At 50.1% G+C, this 16,906-nt stretch carries 18 protein-coding genes; 10 read left to right on the top strand and 8 right to left on the bottom strand.

Annotated elements, in window-relative coordinates; all coding sequences use genetic code 11:
- Window positions 1–32 precede the first annotated feature (32 nt).
- From cysT to BZG75_RS08770, 6 genes are all read left to right on the top strand, one after another.
- Window positions 33–869 carry a sulfate ABC transporter permease subunit CysT gene (gene cysT / locus BZG75_RS08745; RefSeq protein WP_108742907.1) on the top strand — a complete coding sequence of 279 codons (837 nt, stop codon included), beginning with the start codon at window positions 33–35 and terminating at the stop codon, window positions 867–869.
- Window positions 870–879: 10 nt separating this feature from the next.
- Window positions 880–1,788 carry a sulfate ABC transporter permease subunit CysW gene (cysW, locus tag BZG75_RS08750; protein WP_077460691.1) on the top strand — a complete coding sequence of 303 codons (909 nt, stop codon included), beginning with the start codon at window positions 880–882 and terminating at the stop codon, window positions 1,786–1,788.
- A gap of 4 nt (window positions 1,789–1,792) precedes the next feature.
- Window positions 1,793–2,920 (top strand): sulfate/molybdate ABC transporter ATP-binding protein, encoded by a 1,128-nt coding sequence (locus tag BZG75_RS08755; protein WP_077460690.1) that lies wholly within the window; start codon window positions 1,793–1,795, stop codon window positions 2,918–2,920.
- A gap of 628 nt (window positions 2,921–3,548) precedes the next feature.
- Complete coding sequence (locus BZG75_RS15630; protein ID WP_274532497.1) at window positions 3,549–3,680, top strand: hypothetical protein; 132 nt, start codon at window positions 3,549–3,551, stop codon at window positions 3,678–3,680.
- Window positions 3,681–3,793: 113 nt separating this feature from the next.
- Entirely contained in the window at window positions 3,794–3,994 is a 201-nt protein-coding gene (locus tag BZG75_RS08765) for a hypothetical protein (RefSeq protein ID WP_077460688.1), read from the top strand.
- Window positions 3,995–4,121: 127 nt separating this feature from the next.
- Complete coding sequence (locus tag BZG75_RS08770) at window positions 4,122–5,285, top strand: DEAD/DEAH box helicase (RefSeq protein WP_077460687.1); 1,164 nt, start codon at window positions 4,122–4,124, stop codon at window positions 5,283–5,285.
- A 63-nt stretch (window positions 5,286–5,348) separates the two neighbouring features.
- On the opposite strand, the gene BZG75_RS08775 is transcribed toward BZG75_RS08770, so the two are convergent.
- Together BZG75_RS08775 and BZG75_RS08780 are read right to left on the bottom strand one after the other, a co-directional pair.
- A complete protein-coding gene (locus BZG75_RS08775; protein ID WP_077460686.1) occupies window positions 5,349–5,975 on the bottom strand; it encodes a DsbA family protein in 627 nt (208 codons plus the stop codon).
- Window positions 5,969–6,838, bottom strand: coding sequence for an MBL fold metallo-hydrolase (locus tag BZG75_RS08780; protein ID WP_077460685.1), 870 nt, complete (start codon window positions 6,836–6,838; stop codon window positions 5,969–5,971). Before BZG75_RS08780 ends, BZG75_RS08775 begins: the two co-directional genes overlap by 7 nt.
- A 168-nt stretch (window positions 6,839–7,006) precedes the next feature.
- On the opposite strand from BZG75_RS08780, the gene BZG75_RS08785 reads away from it, so the two are divergent.
- Window positions 7,007–7,909: a LysR family transcriptional regulator gene (locus BZG75_RS08785; protein ID WP_077460684.1), complete on the top strand. Its 903-nt coding sequence runs from the start codon at window positions 7,007–7,009 to the stop codon at window positions 7,907–7,909.
- Window positions 7,910–7,964: 55 nt separating this feature from the next.
- Here the strand turns inward: BZG75_RS08785 and BZG75_RS08790 are convergent, their stop codons facing one another.
- From BZG75_RS08790 to BZG75_RS08815, 6 genes are all read right to left on the bottom strand, one after another.
- Window positions 7,965–8,444 (bottom strand): YaiI/YqxD family protein, encoded by a 480-nt coding sequence (locus tag BZG75_RS08790; protein WP_077460683.1) that lies wholly within the window; start codon window positions 8,442–8,444, stop codon window positions 7,965–7,967.
- A 112-nt stretch (window positions 8,445–8,556) separates the two neighbouring features.
- A complete protein-coding gene (locus BZG75_RS08795) occupies window positions 8,557–9,630 on the bottom strand; it encodes an alpha/beta hydrolase family protein (protein ID WP_077576744.1) in 1,074 nt (357 codons plus the stop codon).
- Window positions 9,631–9,657: 27 nt separating this feature from the next.
- On the bottom strand, window positions 9,658–10,416 hold the full coding sequence (locus BZG75_RS08800; RefSeq protein WP_158009975.1) for a MipA/OmpV family protein: 759 nt from the start codon (window positions 10,414–10,416) through the stop codon (window positions 9,658–9,660).
- A 75-nt stretch (window positions 10,417–10,491) separates the two neighbouring features.
- Window positions 10,492–11,781 (bottom strand): sensor histidine kinase, encoded by a 1,290-nt coding sequence (locus BZG75_RS08805; protein WP_077576746.1) that lies wholly within the window; start codon window positions 11,779–11,781, stop codon window positions 10,492–10,494.
- Window positions 11,778–12,452, bottom strand: coding sequence for a response regulator transcription factor (locus BZG75_RS08810; RefSeq protein WP_077576747.1), 675 nt, complete (start codon window positions 12,450–12,452; stop codon window positions 11,778–11,780). Before BZG75_RS08810 ends, BZG75_RS08805 begins: the two co-directional genes overlap by 4 nt.
- Window positions 12,453–12,581: 129 nt before the next feature.
- Window positions 12,582–13,268 carry a type 1 glutamine amidotransferase domain-containing protein gene (locus BZG75_RS08815; protein WP_077576748.1) on the bottom strand — a complete coding sequence of 229 codons (687 nt, stop codon included), beginning with the start codon at window positions 13,266–13,268 and terminating at the stop codon, window positions 12,582–12,584.
- Window positions 13,269–13,541: 273 nt separating this feature from the next.
- Between BZG75_RS08815 and BZG75_RS08820 the strand changes: the two genes are divergently transcribed.
- The 3 genes from BZG75_RS08820 (at window position 13,542) to doeB (ending at window position 16,899) form a co-directional block, all read left to right on the top strand.
- On the top strand, window positions 13,542–14,084 hold the full coding sequence (locus BZG75_RS08820) for a copper resistance protein NlpE (protein WP_077576749.1): 543 nt from the start codon (window positions 13,542–13,544) through the stop codon (window positions 14,082–14,084).
- Between the two features lie 454 nt (window positions 14,085–14,538).
- Window positions 14,539–15,726 (top strand): M24 family metallopeptidase, encoded by a 1,188-nt coding sequence (locus tag BZG75_RS08825; protein ID WP_021023431.1) that lies wholly within the window; start codon window positions 14,539–14,541, stop codon window positions 15,724–15,726.
- A 177-nt stretch (window positions 15,727–15,903) separates the two neighbouring features.
- Entirely contained in the window at window positions 15,904–16,899 is a 996-nt protein-coding gene (gene doeB / locus BZG75_RS08830; protein ID WP_077576750.1) for a N(2)-acetyl-L-2,4-diaminobutanoate deacetylase DoeB, read from the top strand.
- Window positions 16,900–16,906: the final 7 nt, after the last annotated feature.

Genomic DNA, 16,906 nt, shown 5'->3' on the forward strand with positions numbered 1-16,906 from the left:
TTATGCCATCGTTATCGCATCAACGCCAATCTATGCCACGGGGAGTGCGTCATCAGCGCGTACTCCCAGGGTTTGGTATCAGTCTGGGCGTATCGCTATTGTTTATTAGCCTGATTTTACTACTGCCAGCCAGTGGTTTAATCATGCAAACCAGTCAAATGACTTGGCAGGAATATTGGTTTGCCATCTCAGACCCACGTATTGTCGCCAGTTATAAAGTCACGGCCGGCGCGGCGCTTATCGCTTCCTTATTTAATGGTGCGATTGGACTGCTCTTTGCGTGGGTGTTGGTGCGGTACGATTTTACGGGTAAACGCTTTATTGACGCGTTGGTGGATTTGCCTTTCGCACTGCCCACCGCAGTCGCCGGTGTCACCCTCGCTACCTTGTATGCCGATAATGGCTGGATAGGTAGCGTGCTCGCGAACCTCGGTATACAAGTGGCTTATACGCCGATAGGCATTATGATTGCGATGATGTTTACCAGCTTGCCGTTTGTCGTGCGCACCGTACAGCCCGTACTGGAAGAAATTTCTCAAGAGGAAGAAGAAGCTGGCACCTTATTAGGCGCAAGCGATTTTGCCGTGTTTTGGCGCGTTATCCTGCCGACCATCAAACCCGCTTTATTAGTAGGTATCGCCTTATCTTTTACGCGCAGTCTTGGCGAATTTGGGGCCGTGATTTTTATTGCGGGCAATACGCCTTACGTCAGCGAGATCACCTCATTGATGATTTTTGTCCGTTTGCAAGAGTTTAATTTCCCAGCGGCAAGTGCGATTGCCTCAGTGATTTTGATGGCATCATTGTCGTTACTGTTTGCGATCAACCTATGGCAAGGTCGCTACTTAAAACGTATTCACGGTCGCTAAGGATAGCTTTATGACTCCCCACACTGCCCGAATCGGTGATTCTGTTTGGATCAAACGTAGTTTGATTGGCTTAATGCTGATACTGGTTGCGCTCGTGTTGGTGCTTCCCTTATTGAGCATTTTTTCTATTGCATTTTCTGACGGTATTGGTACCTATTTTGAGCACCTTCTTGCCCCCGATACACGCCATGCGATTGGGTTAACGCTATTGGTTGCCGTTATCACGGTGCCGGTTAACTTAGTGTTTGGTGTCATGCTCGCATGGGCGGTAACTCGGTTTCAGTTCCCAGGCCGAAAACTGGTCACCACCTTGATTGATATTCCCTTCGCGGTATCACCTGTGGTCGCTGGTCTACTCTATTTGCTGCTGTACGGTAGTAACGGCTGGCTAGGCGCGTGGTTGTTTGAGCATGATTTACAAGTGATGTTTGCACTGCCTGGCATTGTTTTAGTCACCCTTTTTGTCACCTGCCCCTTTGTTGCTCGCGAGCTTATTCCGCTGATGCAACAGCAAGGACACGCCGAAGAAGAAGCGGCGGTGATTTTAGGGGCGTCTTGGTGGCAACTGTTTCGACGCGTCACCTTACCGAACATCAAGTGGGCCCTGATATACGGGGTGATCTTGACCAATGCCCGGGCCATCGGTGAGTTTGGCGCGGTGGCAGTGGTGTCAGGTAGCATTCGTGGCCAAACCAATACCTTGCCTTTGCAAGTGCAGCTTCTGTATGAAGACTATCAAACCCAAGCCGCGTTCGCTTGTGCCTCTTTGCTTGCCTTTATGGCATTGGCAACGTTAGCGCTCAAAGCCTTAGTAGAGTGGCGTCAGCAACGCGCACAGACAAACATAACGCCGCTTGATGAGCACATGGCGTCAACACCAGCCCAATTTATCCCACAAACGACCCAGAGTGAGCAGTAACATAATGCAAATTCAATTAAACAATATCACCAAACACTTTGGCCAGTTTCAGGCACTTTCGCCGCTATCTCTCACCATAGAAAAGGGTGAAATGATGGGGTTACTTGGACCATCAGGTTCGGGAAAAACCACGTTACTGCGGATTATTGCGGGGTTAGAAAACAGCAATAGTGGCCAAATCCATTTTGGCGAACGCGATGTCACCCGGGTGCATGTTCGCGATCGACGCGTTGGCTTTGTCTTTCAAAACTACGCTTTGTTTAAGCACATGACAGTCGCTGAAAACATTGCGTTCGGCTTACAAGTCATGCCGCGGCGCGAGCGCCCTTCAGCGGCCGCCATCACTCAACGAGTTAACGAGCTGCTCGAGGTGGTCCAGCTTGGTCATCTTCGCCAGCGTTATCCCGAACAATTATCGGGCGGACAAAAACAACGTATCGCTCTGGCACGTGCACTCGCGACGCAACCAGAAATTTTACTTTTGGATGAACCGTTTGGGGCATTAGATGCGCAAGTACGTAAAGAACTACGACAATGGTTACGACGCCTACATGATGAAATGGCATTCACTAGCGTGTTCGTCACTCACGATCAAGATGAAGCGCTGGAGCTATCCGATCGGGTGGTGGTGATGAGTAACGGGCAAATTGAACAAGTCGATAGCCCGGTTGATCTGTATGCTTCGCCGAAGAGTCGATTTGTGTTTGATTTTTTGGGGAACGTGAATGTCTTTTCCGGCCAATTTCAGCAAGGGGTATGGAAAAATGGTAACGCCTTTATCGAACCCGCCCTCAATGCGCAGACCAAACAATCCGGCGATTTGTATGTACGCAGCCATGAACTGACCATCACCGATAAACCGAACAGCCAGGTATCGCTGCCCATGCGCGTGGTATCAGTCAACCCTGTCGGCGCCGAGGTACGCGTATCACTGGCACCACAAGGTTGGGAAAGTGATCAATTGTGGGAGGCCACCCTAACTCATCATGCTTGGCAAGCCGCATCGTATCAAAAGGGCGATACCGTTTATGCCATGCCACATATTGGTTATTTCTTTAACCATGACGATACAGCCCCCCACCGCTTACAATGGCCATTCTTGGCGGCAGATAGCTTGGTGTATGATATTTAAATAACATTTTATGTGGCGTTGACCCTATCCTTCTCAACGAAAAAAGACAGCAGGTGTCATCACCCAAACACCTGCTAGTTATCGCTTAGCATATAACTGGGTGAGTTCTACCCCGCCGCGCCATCTGTGTGTGCTTGGTGATATTTAACAATGATCTTTCTAACACTTACCTTGTTTGGCATGCCCAGGCGGGCAAAACTTTCCAGACGATCGCGTCTCACTATCTTTTGAGTTCACTTTCACCTCTACATTATCAAGCTCGCCTTCTACACGGGTCAGCTGACAGCCTGATACCAGAGCAACAGTTAATAGCATTAACATCACATGTTTCAATTTTGGTACTCCACATAATCGAATAAATGTGAGGCTATCAACTACTATCTGACCTTGTGTTAATCCAATGACAAAATCATTAATAACCGCCACATTTTTCTATTGGTCATTTACTCACCAAGCTCTACCTTGGCTTATCAAAAAGCTGGACGTCACCGGTGATAACCACAACAATTTGCTCATCACCTACCCGCGCAATATTTAAACGGTACAGATACAGATTAAGGAGGCCCATGACCAACCCATCTAGCACAAAGTTTGCGGTACTTGGCGCCGCTCTGAATGGGATGAAGAAGTGATCGAGGACTCCGGTCTACAAGCGGCGTATGACCACCAACTGCATGATGATGAGGGCGAGCCCTATCGCGGGATAGAAATAGAAGAAAAGACCAAAACAGCCGAAGCAGAGCGCATAGATGAAAACTAATTACAAAAATGTTATTTAGTACAGATATAAAGTTTAAACTTGATCACATTTCAAACACAAACTATGCTTTGTACATACTGATATGTAATTTAGTTACACATAAGGAGCGTGCTATGTTATCAGCCATTAAGGAACTGTTTACCCCTCACAAAGACTATGCAGGTCGACACATTGATGCTGTTATCGACCGGTTAGCGGCGCAAACAGGGACAGAAGCCCATGCTTGGTCTTATCTCCGAGAGCAAGCTGTGTATGAGAATACATTAAACGGCACGCGTATTTACCCGCATGAGCTGAGAAAGAACGCGGCCTAGAACATACACTCAGGATACCAGCAGATTTTACGTCGTGTGGATGTGGGGTTCGTGCTAGACTCCACGCCATTCAGTGTCTCCACCCTTTTTATGGGTGGGCGCGCATTCATTGTTTGTTGAGTTTGCCATGCCATTTAAAAAACTGGGGTTAAGCGCCCCGCTTTGCCAAGCCATTGCCCAACGCGGCTATACCATCCCCACGCCAATTCAAGCCAAAGCCATTCCGATCATCCAACAAGGCCATGATCTGATTGCCGCGGCACAAACAGGTACCGGGAAAACCTCAAGTTTTATCTGGCCCATTATCGATAAGTTGTGTGCCGGTGAAGCGGGACGCAAAAAGCGCGCTCGCGCATTGGTGATTGCTCCAACAAGAGAGTTGGCCTTGCAAGTCGCCGAAAGCGCCCGCCAAGATACGCAGTTTACCGCGCTTAGAACCTTGGCGATGGTTGGCGGTATGGACGAGCAGGCACAAAAGCAAGCCTTGATCGACGGCGTCGACATTTTGGTCGCTACGCCGGGACGGTTGCGTGATTTACTCAGCCAACGTGCCGTCTATCTAGATGAAGTAGAAGTGCTGGTGCTGGATGAAGCCGATCGAATGCTCGATATGGGCTTTATTGATGCGATTCAGAATATTCTCGACCGATTGCCGGCAAGCACGCAGTGTCTGCTGTTTTCTGCCACCTTGTCTAATAAAGTGCGCGATCTAGCCAAAGCGACCATTGGCGATGAAGGCAAAGAAATCAGCATTGCCGCACGAGATGCCTCGAAAGACAACATTACTCAGTGGTGTATTCCAGTCGATAAAGACAAGAAGTCCGCACTGCTTAGCCATTTGATCAAAGAGAATGGTTGGGCACAGGCATTAATTTTTATCGAAACCAAACATGGCGCCGCCAAACTCGCCACCCAGCTGGAAAAACGTGGCATTGCCGCTGAAGCGTTTCACAGTGGACGCAGCCAAGCCGCGCGGACCCAATTGCTGGAAGACTTTAAAAACGGTGACATCCAATTTTTAATTGCAACCGGTGTCGCCGCACGCGGCATTGATATTGAGTCGCTTGAGCGCGTAGTCAATTACGATCTACCCTTCCCAGCCGACGAGTACGTTCACCGGATTGGCCGTACTGGCCGTGCCAGTGCTCAAGGCGAAGCGATTTCATTGGTCTCAAAAGACAACACCAAAAATTTGCGTATGATTGAAGCACGTCTCGGGCACCAACTTGAACGTCGCATCATCGAAGGCTTTGAGCCTAAAAAGCCAGTGCCGCTGACTGCACCCAAATAAATGGTACGCATACAATGATCGCAATAAAAACGGCGAGCCTGGTGCTCGCCGTTTTTGTTTGCTTTATGCCTGAGTCAGTGTTTGCCACAGCGCCTGCCATGCGTCTGGGCGGCGATAGTATTGGCTCACTGTGATGACTTGCCATTGACCGTTTTGCTCCACCAGCATGGATGGAAAACCGCGTAAGCCATGCGCTGCCATCAATTGACGGGTTTGATTCACCGCAGGCATCACGTCATTTTCGGCGCGATTCATCGCCTGTTGCCAAGCCTCTGCCGCTATCCCCATCTCACTGGCAAGCTCTGCGAGCGTGTCAGCGTCATAGACGGAGCGACCTTGCTGATAATGGCCCCGCTGAATGCGTTTCAGCATCTCCTCGCCCTGACCATCAAGCTGCTGAGCAGCGAGTATCGCTTGCGCGGTCATAAAGGAGTCCAAAACGACCGGCTGGTCGCTTGCCACGCGGTCAAGATAGGCTTGACCAAATGTCTGTCCGGTTTGATCAGCAATGGTCTGATCTGCCGCCAAAATGTGTTGACGAAAGCTGTCTTCAATCGGCGCACGCTCTCGCATACCACCCGGATGAAGTTGCAGGTTGATGTCAGGGTTGTTACTTAGGCTTTCAATCAAGGTGGCGGCGCCGAAGCACCAGCCACACATTGGGTCAAATATATAGTGGACGTTTACCATTCCATCTCTCCCATGTGCACTTTCGCACCAATTTCCAAAGCCATCGGCAAACCCGCTTCCGGATATTTCGCTTGCAGGTTTTTTATCAGCTCAGCACTGTCTTTGCTTTTGGCTTTCGCCTCGGCAAAGTCTTGCAAATACTGCTGGGCAAAGGTGATGGTATCAGCGTTTAGTGCCGTGCCTGCTTTCATATGGCCTGGGATCACCACTTCAGGTTTCAGTGCTGCCATTTCTTCTAGTTGTGCGGCCCAACCTTCACGTGCTTGGTCAGATTGTGCGTCTGCCATCCACAGGTGAACATTGCCATACACGGCGACGTTACCCAGGATCGCCTTGTTGGCTGGGATCCAAAGATACGGACGGTGAGCCAACTCGCCTTTCGCGCCGCGAATTTCAATCTTACGGCCGTCCAGTGTCAATGATGAACGGGTATAAGCTGCGGGCACCACGGGATTTTGCGGGGCATTGTCACCCATTTTTGGGGTCCAAAATGCCATTTTTCCGTCTAGTTTTTCTGCAATGGTGGCGCGCACAGCCGGTGTGGTGATCACTCTTGCGTCAGGGAACATGCCGTGCAGCACTTCCGCACCAAAGTAGTAATCAGGGTCGGCTTGGCTGATAAAGATGGTGGTCAGCGCTTTGCCGGAGTCCAGTACTTTGGCGGCAATGCGAAGCGCATCTGCTTTAGTAAAGCCAGTATCAACCACCATGGCTTCGGTTTCGCCGTACACCAAGGTTGAGTTTACGTGGAAGCTATTACCATCCGCGTTATACACGTCTAGGTTCAAGGGTTCAGCATTATTTGCTGCCATTGCGCTACCGGTCAGTAATAAAGAGGCGGCTAGGGTTTTTATCAATTTCATCGTCGTGCTCCGTTGTTTTGCATTCGGTGTTGAGATGCTGCGCAGTTTACGGGCTCGACTTGTTCGAATATATAGCTAATAATTTACATCATTATTTCATAATTCGAGCATATAAACTGATCGTACCGTGTTACGAACGGCTAGCTCTTAAGCAAAGATGAGATTGACATGGACACACTGACTGCCGCTCGCGTATTGATTGATGTTGCCCTTACACAAAGTTTTACCGCCACGGCCGAGCGTCTTGAGATGTCGCGCCCCATGGTGACTCGCCATGTCGAAGCGCTAGAAGACTGGTTAGGCGTGCGCTTATTACAGCGCACTACGCGCAAAGTATCGTTAACCTCCGCCGGCGAACAAAGCTTGCCACAACTGGAACAATGGGTTGAGCAAGCCAATGTCCTGACACAGCAATGGCAGCAAGAGGCGGGCTTAACTGGCAAAGTGCGGGTGGCGACCAGTATGTCGTTTGGTTTTGCGCAATTAATCCCCGCGGTAAAGCCCTTTATGGCCGCTCACCCCGGCGTCGATGTGGATATTGAAGTACAGGATAAGGCGATCGATTTGATTGCGGAACGGATTGATATTGCCATCCGTATTGCGTCCAACCCCGACCCTTCCTTAATTGGTCGCCCGATCGCCGCGTGTGATTCCGTCTTGGTGGCGGCACCGGATTATTTAGCCGCCCATGCACCAATCCGCTCACCAGACGATCTCACCGCGCATAGCTGCCTCAGTTACAAACAATTTGATCGGCCAATTTGGCATTTAGACAAAGGTGAGGAACACGCCGCAGTTGAGGTGCAAGGTAAGCTGTCTGCCAACGAGGCGACAACCTTACTCAGTGCCGCCATTCAGGGAATGGGCGTGAGCATGCAGCCAGTTTATTTGGCGCATAGTGCCATTGCGCGAGGTCAGCTGGAAGTCGTGCTCCCCGATTGGCAACCCAAAGCGATGGATATCTACGCCTTATACCCGTCACGTCGCAACCAACCACCGGCGGTGCGTGCGTTGCTGGATGCGCTGATTGCCCACTTCGCAGATAGCAAGTGGGCACCGGTTGCTATTTAGCCAGCAGAAAAGTTAAGTGAGAAAAGCTATTTAGTAAGAGAATAAGCGCGCCGGCTTAATCAGACGATTTTGCTTGCGCAGCATGATAACGCTGAGCTTTAACCAGCCATTTATCAAGTTGGTTGGCAAAGGCTTGTTTTTGCTGCGGGCCAAGCGGTGCGGGCCCGCCTGTGTGCACGCCGCTACTACGCATGGTTTCCATAAAATCACGGATATTGAGTCGGGCACGGATGTTTTCTTTGGTGAGCAATTCACCGCGGGTGTTAATTACCGTGACGCCTTTTTCAATCACTTCATCCGCTAAGGGAATATCTTGGGTGATCACCAAATCCCCGGCGACGGCATCGGCAACAATTTGGTTGTCCGCCACATCAAAGCCCTTTTCTACCTGACGTGCGCTGGCATAGGGCGACGGCGGCAAACGAATAAATTGGTTGGCTACAAAGGTGGCTTGAATGTGCGTTCGGTGTGCCGCACGAACAATCATCTCGCGCATCGCGACCGGACAAGCGTCCGCATCTACCCATATTTGCATGCTGGCTCTCTTAGCTTTTGCGTCAATGCCTGCATTAAACCCCAATTCGCTACAAAATGAAACGTTAGCCCTGCGTCGTGACGGCGTTTAATACGGGCTTTACATCGCTTGACTACTCAGGCGCGCAGATATTAGTCTGCCTTGGCCGTCCGCTCTCAAACTGCGCTAACCAAGACGTTAAGCATGGCATCACGCCATCTGCAAACGCTGCATCGCCTTGCCACCAAATACGGGCCAGTGTTAACCAGCGGTGATGCTCACTGTGCGCGTTGGCGATATTGTCGGTGCGCAGTAGGCTGTGATCGGCATGTTCAAACACACGCACGTGATAAAAAGGCAGCGGCGCGTTAGCAAGCCGTTGATGATAGGTTGAAGCGGTCTTATCCGAGTCGACATAAGCATCCCGCGCACCAAATAACGCTAACATGGGCACGTCGAGATCGATTAAATCATTGGTCACATCCGAGGCCCAATTACGTTGTACAAATTGCCAAAAGGCCTCGCTCATGGGCGCTTTCTCATTCTGATTTACGTGGTCTAGGTACTGTTGATACGACGCGCCGGATTGGATCAAAGCATCCACTTTCGCCTCGGCAGCTTGCTTTGTCGCACTACCTGACTCACTGTATCCGGTGGCTAATCGTCGTTGACGTCCAGAATACTGGGATTGCGCCATCCAGTTGACTGCACCGCCTACACTGATTAAAAAGTCGATATCTTCCACTTGGTGCGCCACCTTAGGGATCACCCAACCGGCTTGGCTAAAGCCCATCAACCCCAGCTTGCCATCCTTTAGCCCCAAAGCTTGGCGCAAATAGCGAATCGCCACGGCGACTTCATCGGCGCGATCTTGCATCGATTGCGACCGCCAATCCCCGCTGGAATCCCCCACGCCCGGCTTATGCCAAGACATTGCACACCACCCATTCGCCGCTAACACTCGCCAAAGTGGGAGGTAATAACCAAACGCATCGATCGGCACATCACCTGAGCCATGCACAAACACCACACACTGATGCGGTGTTTCAGTACTTTCAGGTAAAATTAACTCACCCGTGAGCTGATTATCGCCTGCGTTAAACTGAATGGCTTGACGATACAGCCCCGCGTTTGGATCATCCATGGCTATCACCACAAAAACGCCTATCAGCATCAATGCTATCAAGCCTCGCTTTAGCCACTTCATCCCCTTTCTCCCTCCACCCAATTGCCGCTAAAAGGCGTATAAATAGCCGGTATTGAACGACCAAAGATCATCTCTATCAACAATCGGGCTGTCTGATACTTCATCGCCATAGTGGCGATAGCTCACCCCCAACAACAGATGATGCGCACGGCCAAGCGTGTAATAGAGATTGAGGTCGGATTGGAATTTGCAGGTTTGATCAGGTTGGTAAGTAGGTCGGCCAGCTTTGGTATCTTGCGCTGACACGCCGACATAATAACGACTCACCGCGCGACCCACACAAGTCAGTGACAATTGTGGGTCCACCACCCACTGGCCTTGCTCTATGGGAGCGCCATAGCGAGCCACTACTGCGCCACTGTTATGATTATCCGAGATATCATGATGGTAGCCGAGCTCAAAATAGCCCACCGATGTTACCCATCCCGTGGTTAGATTAGCGGTATACACCTTATCGAGGCTTTTCATATCCTTGAGGGTTTTACTGTCACCGCGGGTATGGTCGCCAAACACATCGTCGCCCACACCCGCCGACACATACCAGCTGTCGCCCTCGGCGAGATACACACCTAGGGTATCGTTACGATAAAAAAACCCCTCCCATTGCGCCTCAACCACCAACTCAATGTCTTGGTCATCTTCACCGTCTGTATAAATCGACGGCTCGGTATAGCCGACCAGACCGACGGTTAGATAATTATCCCCAGACACGCTGCCGGTTTGCGCGTGTCCTACCCAGGGCACCAAGATCAAAACGAAACAGATAAGTGTGACAAATAGATTCACCGGCTGTTCTCCATAATGACGAAATAGTAACTGAGAGTTCGCCCTTATCTTGAAACAACCGGTATTAAGAAAACCTTAAGACACTCCCGTCATTTTGTGCGCCGCTTCCCAATTGATCAGCGCCCTCGCCACCTGAGCGTCGCACTGAAATTCAAAATGCCAGTTAAGCTGACTGGCAATGCGTTCAACAAGCTGTAGACCTAGGCCAAATCCGATCTGATTCTCGTCCACGCCTGAATCAATAGGGTTGGCAATCGAAAACTGCCCATTGGTGATCTTAATCTCAATCACGCCGGATGCGCTGTAGGTGAGCGCATTGCGAATCAGGTTGGCGCTCGCAATACGCCATAACTCCCTCTCGATAGAGATGTAGTCGCTTTGATTATCGATATGAACGGTCACCTGCTTATGTGCCGCAAGATACGCTAGCTCATCTACCAAGGTTGCGCACAGCGAGCCAAGGTCGACCTTTGATTGGCGAATTTTGTCTGGATGTTGCCTTGCCAGCCAAAGCAGTGATTCAGACAGCGCCATCATATTAACGTTGGCACGCGAGGCACGCTGCAATGCCGGATAACTGGCATCCTTGTTATCGATACGCAGCGACAAAGTATCCAAGGATGCCTGCATGATCGCCAAGGGCGTGCGCAGTTCATGGCTGGCATGCTTTAAAAACTGCTGCTCCCGTTGGTTATACTCACGCACCTGTTGCAACGAGGCCATCAAGTGGTCGGCGATTTGGTTAACTTCACGTACCGAAAAGCGCACATCGATATCTTGATCCGGGTGTGTTTTTACCCGCGCTGACCATGCCACCAACTCTTTCAGTGGCTTTAATGCGTTGTTGAACAACAGCCCAATCACGGTGACAAGCACCAGCATAAAAGCGGCAATTAACACGCTGGCATCGGCCAAAGAGCGCTCGACAATCATGGCGGCTAATGCTTCGATTTTTTCTGCCGCTTCAAATTCGACTAGGTATAATCCTTGCGATAGATGCTGGTCGGAGTACAACAAATAACCATACTCACGCGCTCCACTAGAATTAATGCGCTGAATTTCAATCGGATCATCGGGTTGTATCGGCTCTGAGGAAAACAAATCACGCACCGATTTTGGGATAGACTGCCAATCTCGATACGCACTGACAGTGTCGCTTTGGGGTAATAGATAGTTAGGATCGGCGGTCAGCTTTTGCTCTAGTTTGATAGCATCGAGCCGCATGTAGTTTTTGCCTGCCTGACTGATTTGATAAAAACTAAACACGGTGACAAGTGCCAATAACCCGATAAAGATCGCCACCGCCATCAACACAAGCTGGCGGCGCGATTGTGCCGCGAGGCTTCGAACAGGACGTTGGCTCATACAGGCGGAGCCTCGGAAAGAGACAAACCAATGCCGACATGGGTGTGGATCAGCGTTTTTGTAAAGGGCTTATCAACTACTTTGCGCAAATGGTGAAGATGCACGTTAATGGTCCCTTGCCGGACATCCTCGCTGGCCCAAATCGCCTCTTCAATATCGCTTCTGGACACCACAGTGGGTGAGCGGCGCGCGAGTAGCAACAGAATGTTCCAACCGATAGGGGTCAGTTTAAGCGGCGTGTCACCGCGCGACGCGATATGCTCTTTGGGATAAATCGTCAGATCGGCAATGGTAATACATTCTCGCACCGGGTGATGACGCCGATGCAAGGCTTGTAAACGTGCGAGCAACAAAGGCATGGTGCAAGGTTTAACTACATAATCATCCACGCCGGCACGAAAGCCCTCAAGCTGGTCAGTGTCCGCGCCGCACGCGGTCAGCATTAACACCGGGGTATCAATGCCCTGCTCACGCAGCTCACGACAAACCGCCATACCCTGTGTTTTGGGCAGCATATTATCGAGTATCACACAATCAAACGTCTGCTGGCTGGCAAGCTGAACACCGGTTTCGCCGTTATAGGCAAAATCACAGTCGATATGATGCAGCTCTAAATATTCTGAAATCGCGAGGCTAAGATCGTGGTCATCTTCAATGATGAGTATTTTCATGCGGCGTGCTCTTGTATCCGTGTCGTTTTTAATCTACACGAATCCATTGGATAAAAAACACCCCTCTTAATGTCTCCCGATACAAAAAAAGCGCCCGCAGGCGCTTTCATCGAAAGACTATCATATGACTTACTTTAACAACGCCAATACCGCATTGACGCACGCTTCAGACGATACTGGGTTTTGCCCAGTGACTAGGTTACCATCGGTGACCACAAATGAGGTAAAATCATCCGCTTTTTCGTACATACCACCGTTTTCTTTGAGCATATCTTCCACTAAGAAAGGAACGATCTCGGTTAAGCCAACCGCGGCCTCTTCACCGTTGGTAAAGCCGGTGACTCGCTTGCCCTTTACTAACGGCTCGTCGCGATCTGAACGAGTATGGCGGAACACAGCCGGGCCATGACACACCGCACCGACAGGTTTGCCCTGGTAATAGAAGGTTTCGATCAATTGACGCGAGGTTGGATCTTCCGCCAAGTCCCACAATGGACCATGGCCGCCGGGATAGAAAATGGCGTCATATTCGTAAGCATTAATATCACTTAGCTTGACGGTATTATTAACCATGTCTTGTAGCTCAGCGTCCCCGTCAAAACGACGTGTTGAATCAGCCTGCGCATCTTCCGCCTCGCTATTCGGATCAATCGGTGCCTTGCCGCCTTTGGGACTGGCGACAACAATGCTTGCGCCGGCATCTTTAAACGCGTAATAAGGGGTCGTGAACTCTTCAAGCCAAAAGCCTGTCTGGTGACCCGTATCGCCCATGGCATCGTGGGATGTTAGCACCATCAAAATTTTATGTTGTTGCATCATCGCTCCTTCTTGTCACGCGTTTGGATGATATTTCATTCATTTACTCTGTATTGTCATTAGCTAGACTAACAGGCCGAAGAGGTAAACGTAATGGGTACCCGCTTAGATCAATACAATCAATTGACGGTTTATTTACTTTCCTAGTCTAACGCTGACCTAATACTAGCTCAGGAATGACAGCCTAACCTGCGCATTGCCTACAATAGTCTCATCCATTGCAGGCCATCGCCCGCACCGTTTCAGACTTAACATCGATACAATGAGGTCAACATGAAAAAAACATACCTACTCGCCCCTCTCGCACTCGTCGCCGTTTTAGTTGGCTGTGAACAACAAACAAACGACCCTCAAGAGGGAAAGTCGCAAGTCGAATCTAGCGTAGAAAACGCCCAAACTGCAGTAAAAGAAGGCACCGAACAAGCATTAGACAGTGCGGAAACGGCTATCGACAACGCTGAGGATACGGTTTATGAAATGGCCGATCACCACAACGCCAAAACCTCGTTGGACTGGGATGGTACCTACCAAGGCGTGATCCCTTGCGCCGATTGTGAAGGTATTGATACCACACTGACGCTTAACCAAGACAATACCTACGTTCTTAGCAAAACTTACTTGGGTAAACAGGGAGAAGCATTCAAGGAAGAAGGTTCTTTTTCCTGGGATCAAACAGGCAGCGTTGTGGTGCTTGAAGGCTTAACTGATAGCCCGAATCAATTCTTCGTGGCCGAAAACCAAGTTATTATGCAAGACATGAATGGCGAGACCATCAACGGCGATCTCGCTGATATGTACAAATTGAAAAAGCAGTAATGCGTCGAGCGCCTTATCGCTCACAACAAGCGGTAGGGCGTATTTTTTCTCCTTTAGCCCTAGAATGACGCGCTCTCGCTGTTTTTTCTATCTTAATGCCGCGATTCACTCTCTTTTCTCCCCCACTGTTCGCACAATTTGTCACTTTAAGTGACAAATTTGTTGCCAATAAAACTTGACGATATTTCACTCTATGGTTTAACACTTAAATAGAGGCGAAACAAAATCTTATCCGGTTGGTGGTAAAAGCTCATATAAGAGAGCTGGACGCGGCAACCTGACACTACCTAGATTAGGACTGCGCACCAAACGAAAGCCTTCTCCGTTTGTTCGATAACGTGACCGAAAAACGGCACCTTTCTGCACCGGTAATCGTGCTTGATCCAAGTTCAATTACCGGTCAGTAGTACGTTTTATAAGCACCACCGTCGTGGGATTGAACAGGAGTCAGCGTATGAGCGACGTTGTATTGAAGTTTTCATATGAAGAATACAGCGCCCGTTTAGCCAAGGTCCGCTATGCCATGGAAGAGAACGATATCGATACCTTGCTGGTACACGATCCATCGAATATGGCGTGGCTGACAGGCTATGATGGCTGGTCTTTTTATGTGCCCCAGTGTGTCGTGATTGGTTCGACCGGCGATCCGTTATGGTTTGGTCGTATCCAAGACGCCAATGGTGCGCTGCGGACTGTTTATATGAGCGCTGAATGCATCACCTATTACCCTGACCACTATGTCATGAATCCACCGCTCCACCCTATGGAGTACCTTTGCAATTATGTCCTGGCAGAAAACTACTGGGATCGCGGCCGGATTGGGGTAGAAAAAGATAATTATTACTTCAGTGCCACCGCGTTCGAATCTCTCAAAGAAAATCTACCGATGGCAACCCTGGTGGACACCACCGGGCTAGTTAACTGGTGTCGCGCGGTCAAATCTAATCAAGAACTCACGTATATGCACACCGCTGCACGTATTGTGGAGAATATGCACCGCGTGGCCTTTGAGATGATAGAACCCGGCTTGCCCAAACATTTATTGGTAGCCGAAATAAATAAACACGCGGTCGTCGGTCATGATGGTCACTTTGGCGATTACGCCGCCATTGTGCCTATGTTGCCATCTGGCGGCGATGCGGCAGCGCCTCACTTAACCTGGGATGACCGCCCATTTAAGCGTGGTGAGGGGACATTTTTTGAAATCGCTGGCGTGCATCGTCGCTATCACTGCCCGTTGTCACGCACCATCTTTTTGGGTGAACCTGGCGATGAGTTCAAACGCGCCGATGAAGCGCTACAAGCAGGACTTGAAGCTGGTCTCGCGGTTGCCAAACCGGGTAATACCTGTGGCGACATTGCCAATGCCCTTAACGACGCGCTATTGCGGTACGGGTTCGATCGTGAAGGGGCGCGCTGTGGCTACCCTATCGGGCTAAGTTATCCCCCTGACTGGGGCGAGCGCACCATGAGCTTGCGCCCGAGCGATCAAACGATCCTGCGCGAAGGCATGACCTTCCACTTCATGCCTGGGCTTTGGATGAAAGATTGGGGGATAGAAACGACCGAGAGCATCATTATCACTCAAGAAGGGGCACAAACCTTGTGTGACTTGCCACGGCAGCTATTTGTAAAACATTAGTTGTAAAACACTGGCGTTTCGTGGATAGGTGCTACACTCATAACATCATGATTTAAAATCACTCTTATAGGCTTGGCACCTAGGCCGCCAACGGTGAAAAACGTCAATACATACCAAAAGCGGTCGCCACGTCCAAGACTGCAGCGAGAGTGAGAACGGTTATAGCAAGGAGCAGTTATGGAGCCAACAGCCATTGAAGCCACAGTCGATTTTCACGCGGACGGTGTACAACATGGATTTCTCAAACTGCCCCATTCCCACGATCAATCCGCTTGGGGCTGTGTGACGATTCCCATTACCGTGATTAAAAATGGTGAAGGTAAAACCGCGTTGCTCACTGGCGGCAACCACGGGGATGAGTATGAAGGTATTACGGCATTACTCAATACATGCCATCAGCTTATACCAAGCAACATTAAAGGTCGGGTGATTATTTTACCCATGATGAATGCCCCTGCGGTAACAGCAGGCACACGCACATCACCTTGGGATCAAGGCAACATGAACCGTGCCTTCCCAGGCTCCCCGACCGGCAGTGTCACCGAGCAAATTGCGGACTACTTTACCCGTTATTTGATCCCGCAATGTGATACCGCCTTAGATATTCACTCAGGCGGTAAAACCTTAGATCTTATTCCCTATGCTGCCTCACATCGGTTAGAAAACCTGCAACAAGCCGATGCCTGTGCCGAGGGGGCTCGCCTGTTTGGAGCGCCGTATCAAGTGCAAACCACCGAAATGGACGCCACCAGCATGTATGACACTGCCGTCGAGCAACAAGGCAAAGTATTTGTTACCACCGAGCTGGGTGGCGGCGGCACCAGTACACCTGAATCGATCGCGATTACCCAACGCGGCATTCATAATTTTTTAGTGTTTTCAGGTATTTTACAAGACGACTATCGCTATCCACCGGCTACGCCCGTCAAGCTCGAACTACCCGATAAACACTGCTATGTACAAAGTGAGCATACCGGCATTATTGAGTTCTGTGTACACTTGGGCGATACCATCAAGCAAGGGGATTTGATTGGTAAAGTGCATAATATCGAGCGTACTGGCACCGAACCCGTTCCCTACTATGCCGAACGCGATGGCATTTTACTGGCCAAACGCCATCTCGGGCGGATTTATATCGGTGATACCTTTGCAGTCATTGCCGAACCTGTATGACGGAGGT

Source organism: Salinivibrio sp. AR640 (genome assembly GCF_001995405.1).
GTDB lineage: Bacteria > Pseudomonadota > Gammaproteobacteria > Enterobacterales > Vibrionaceae > Salinivibrio > Salinivibrio costicola.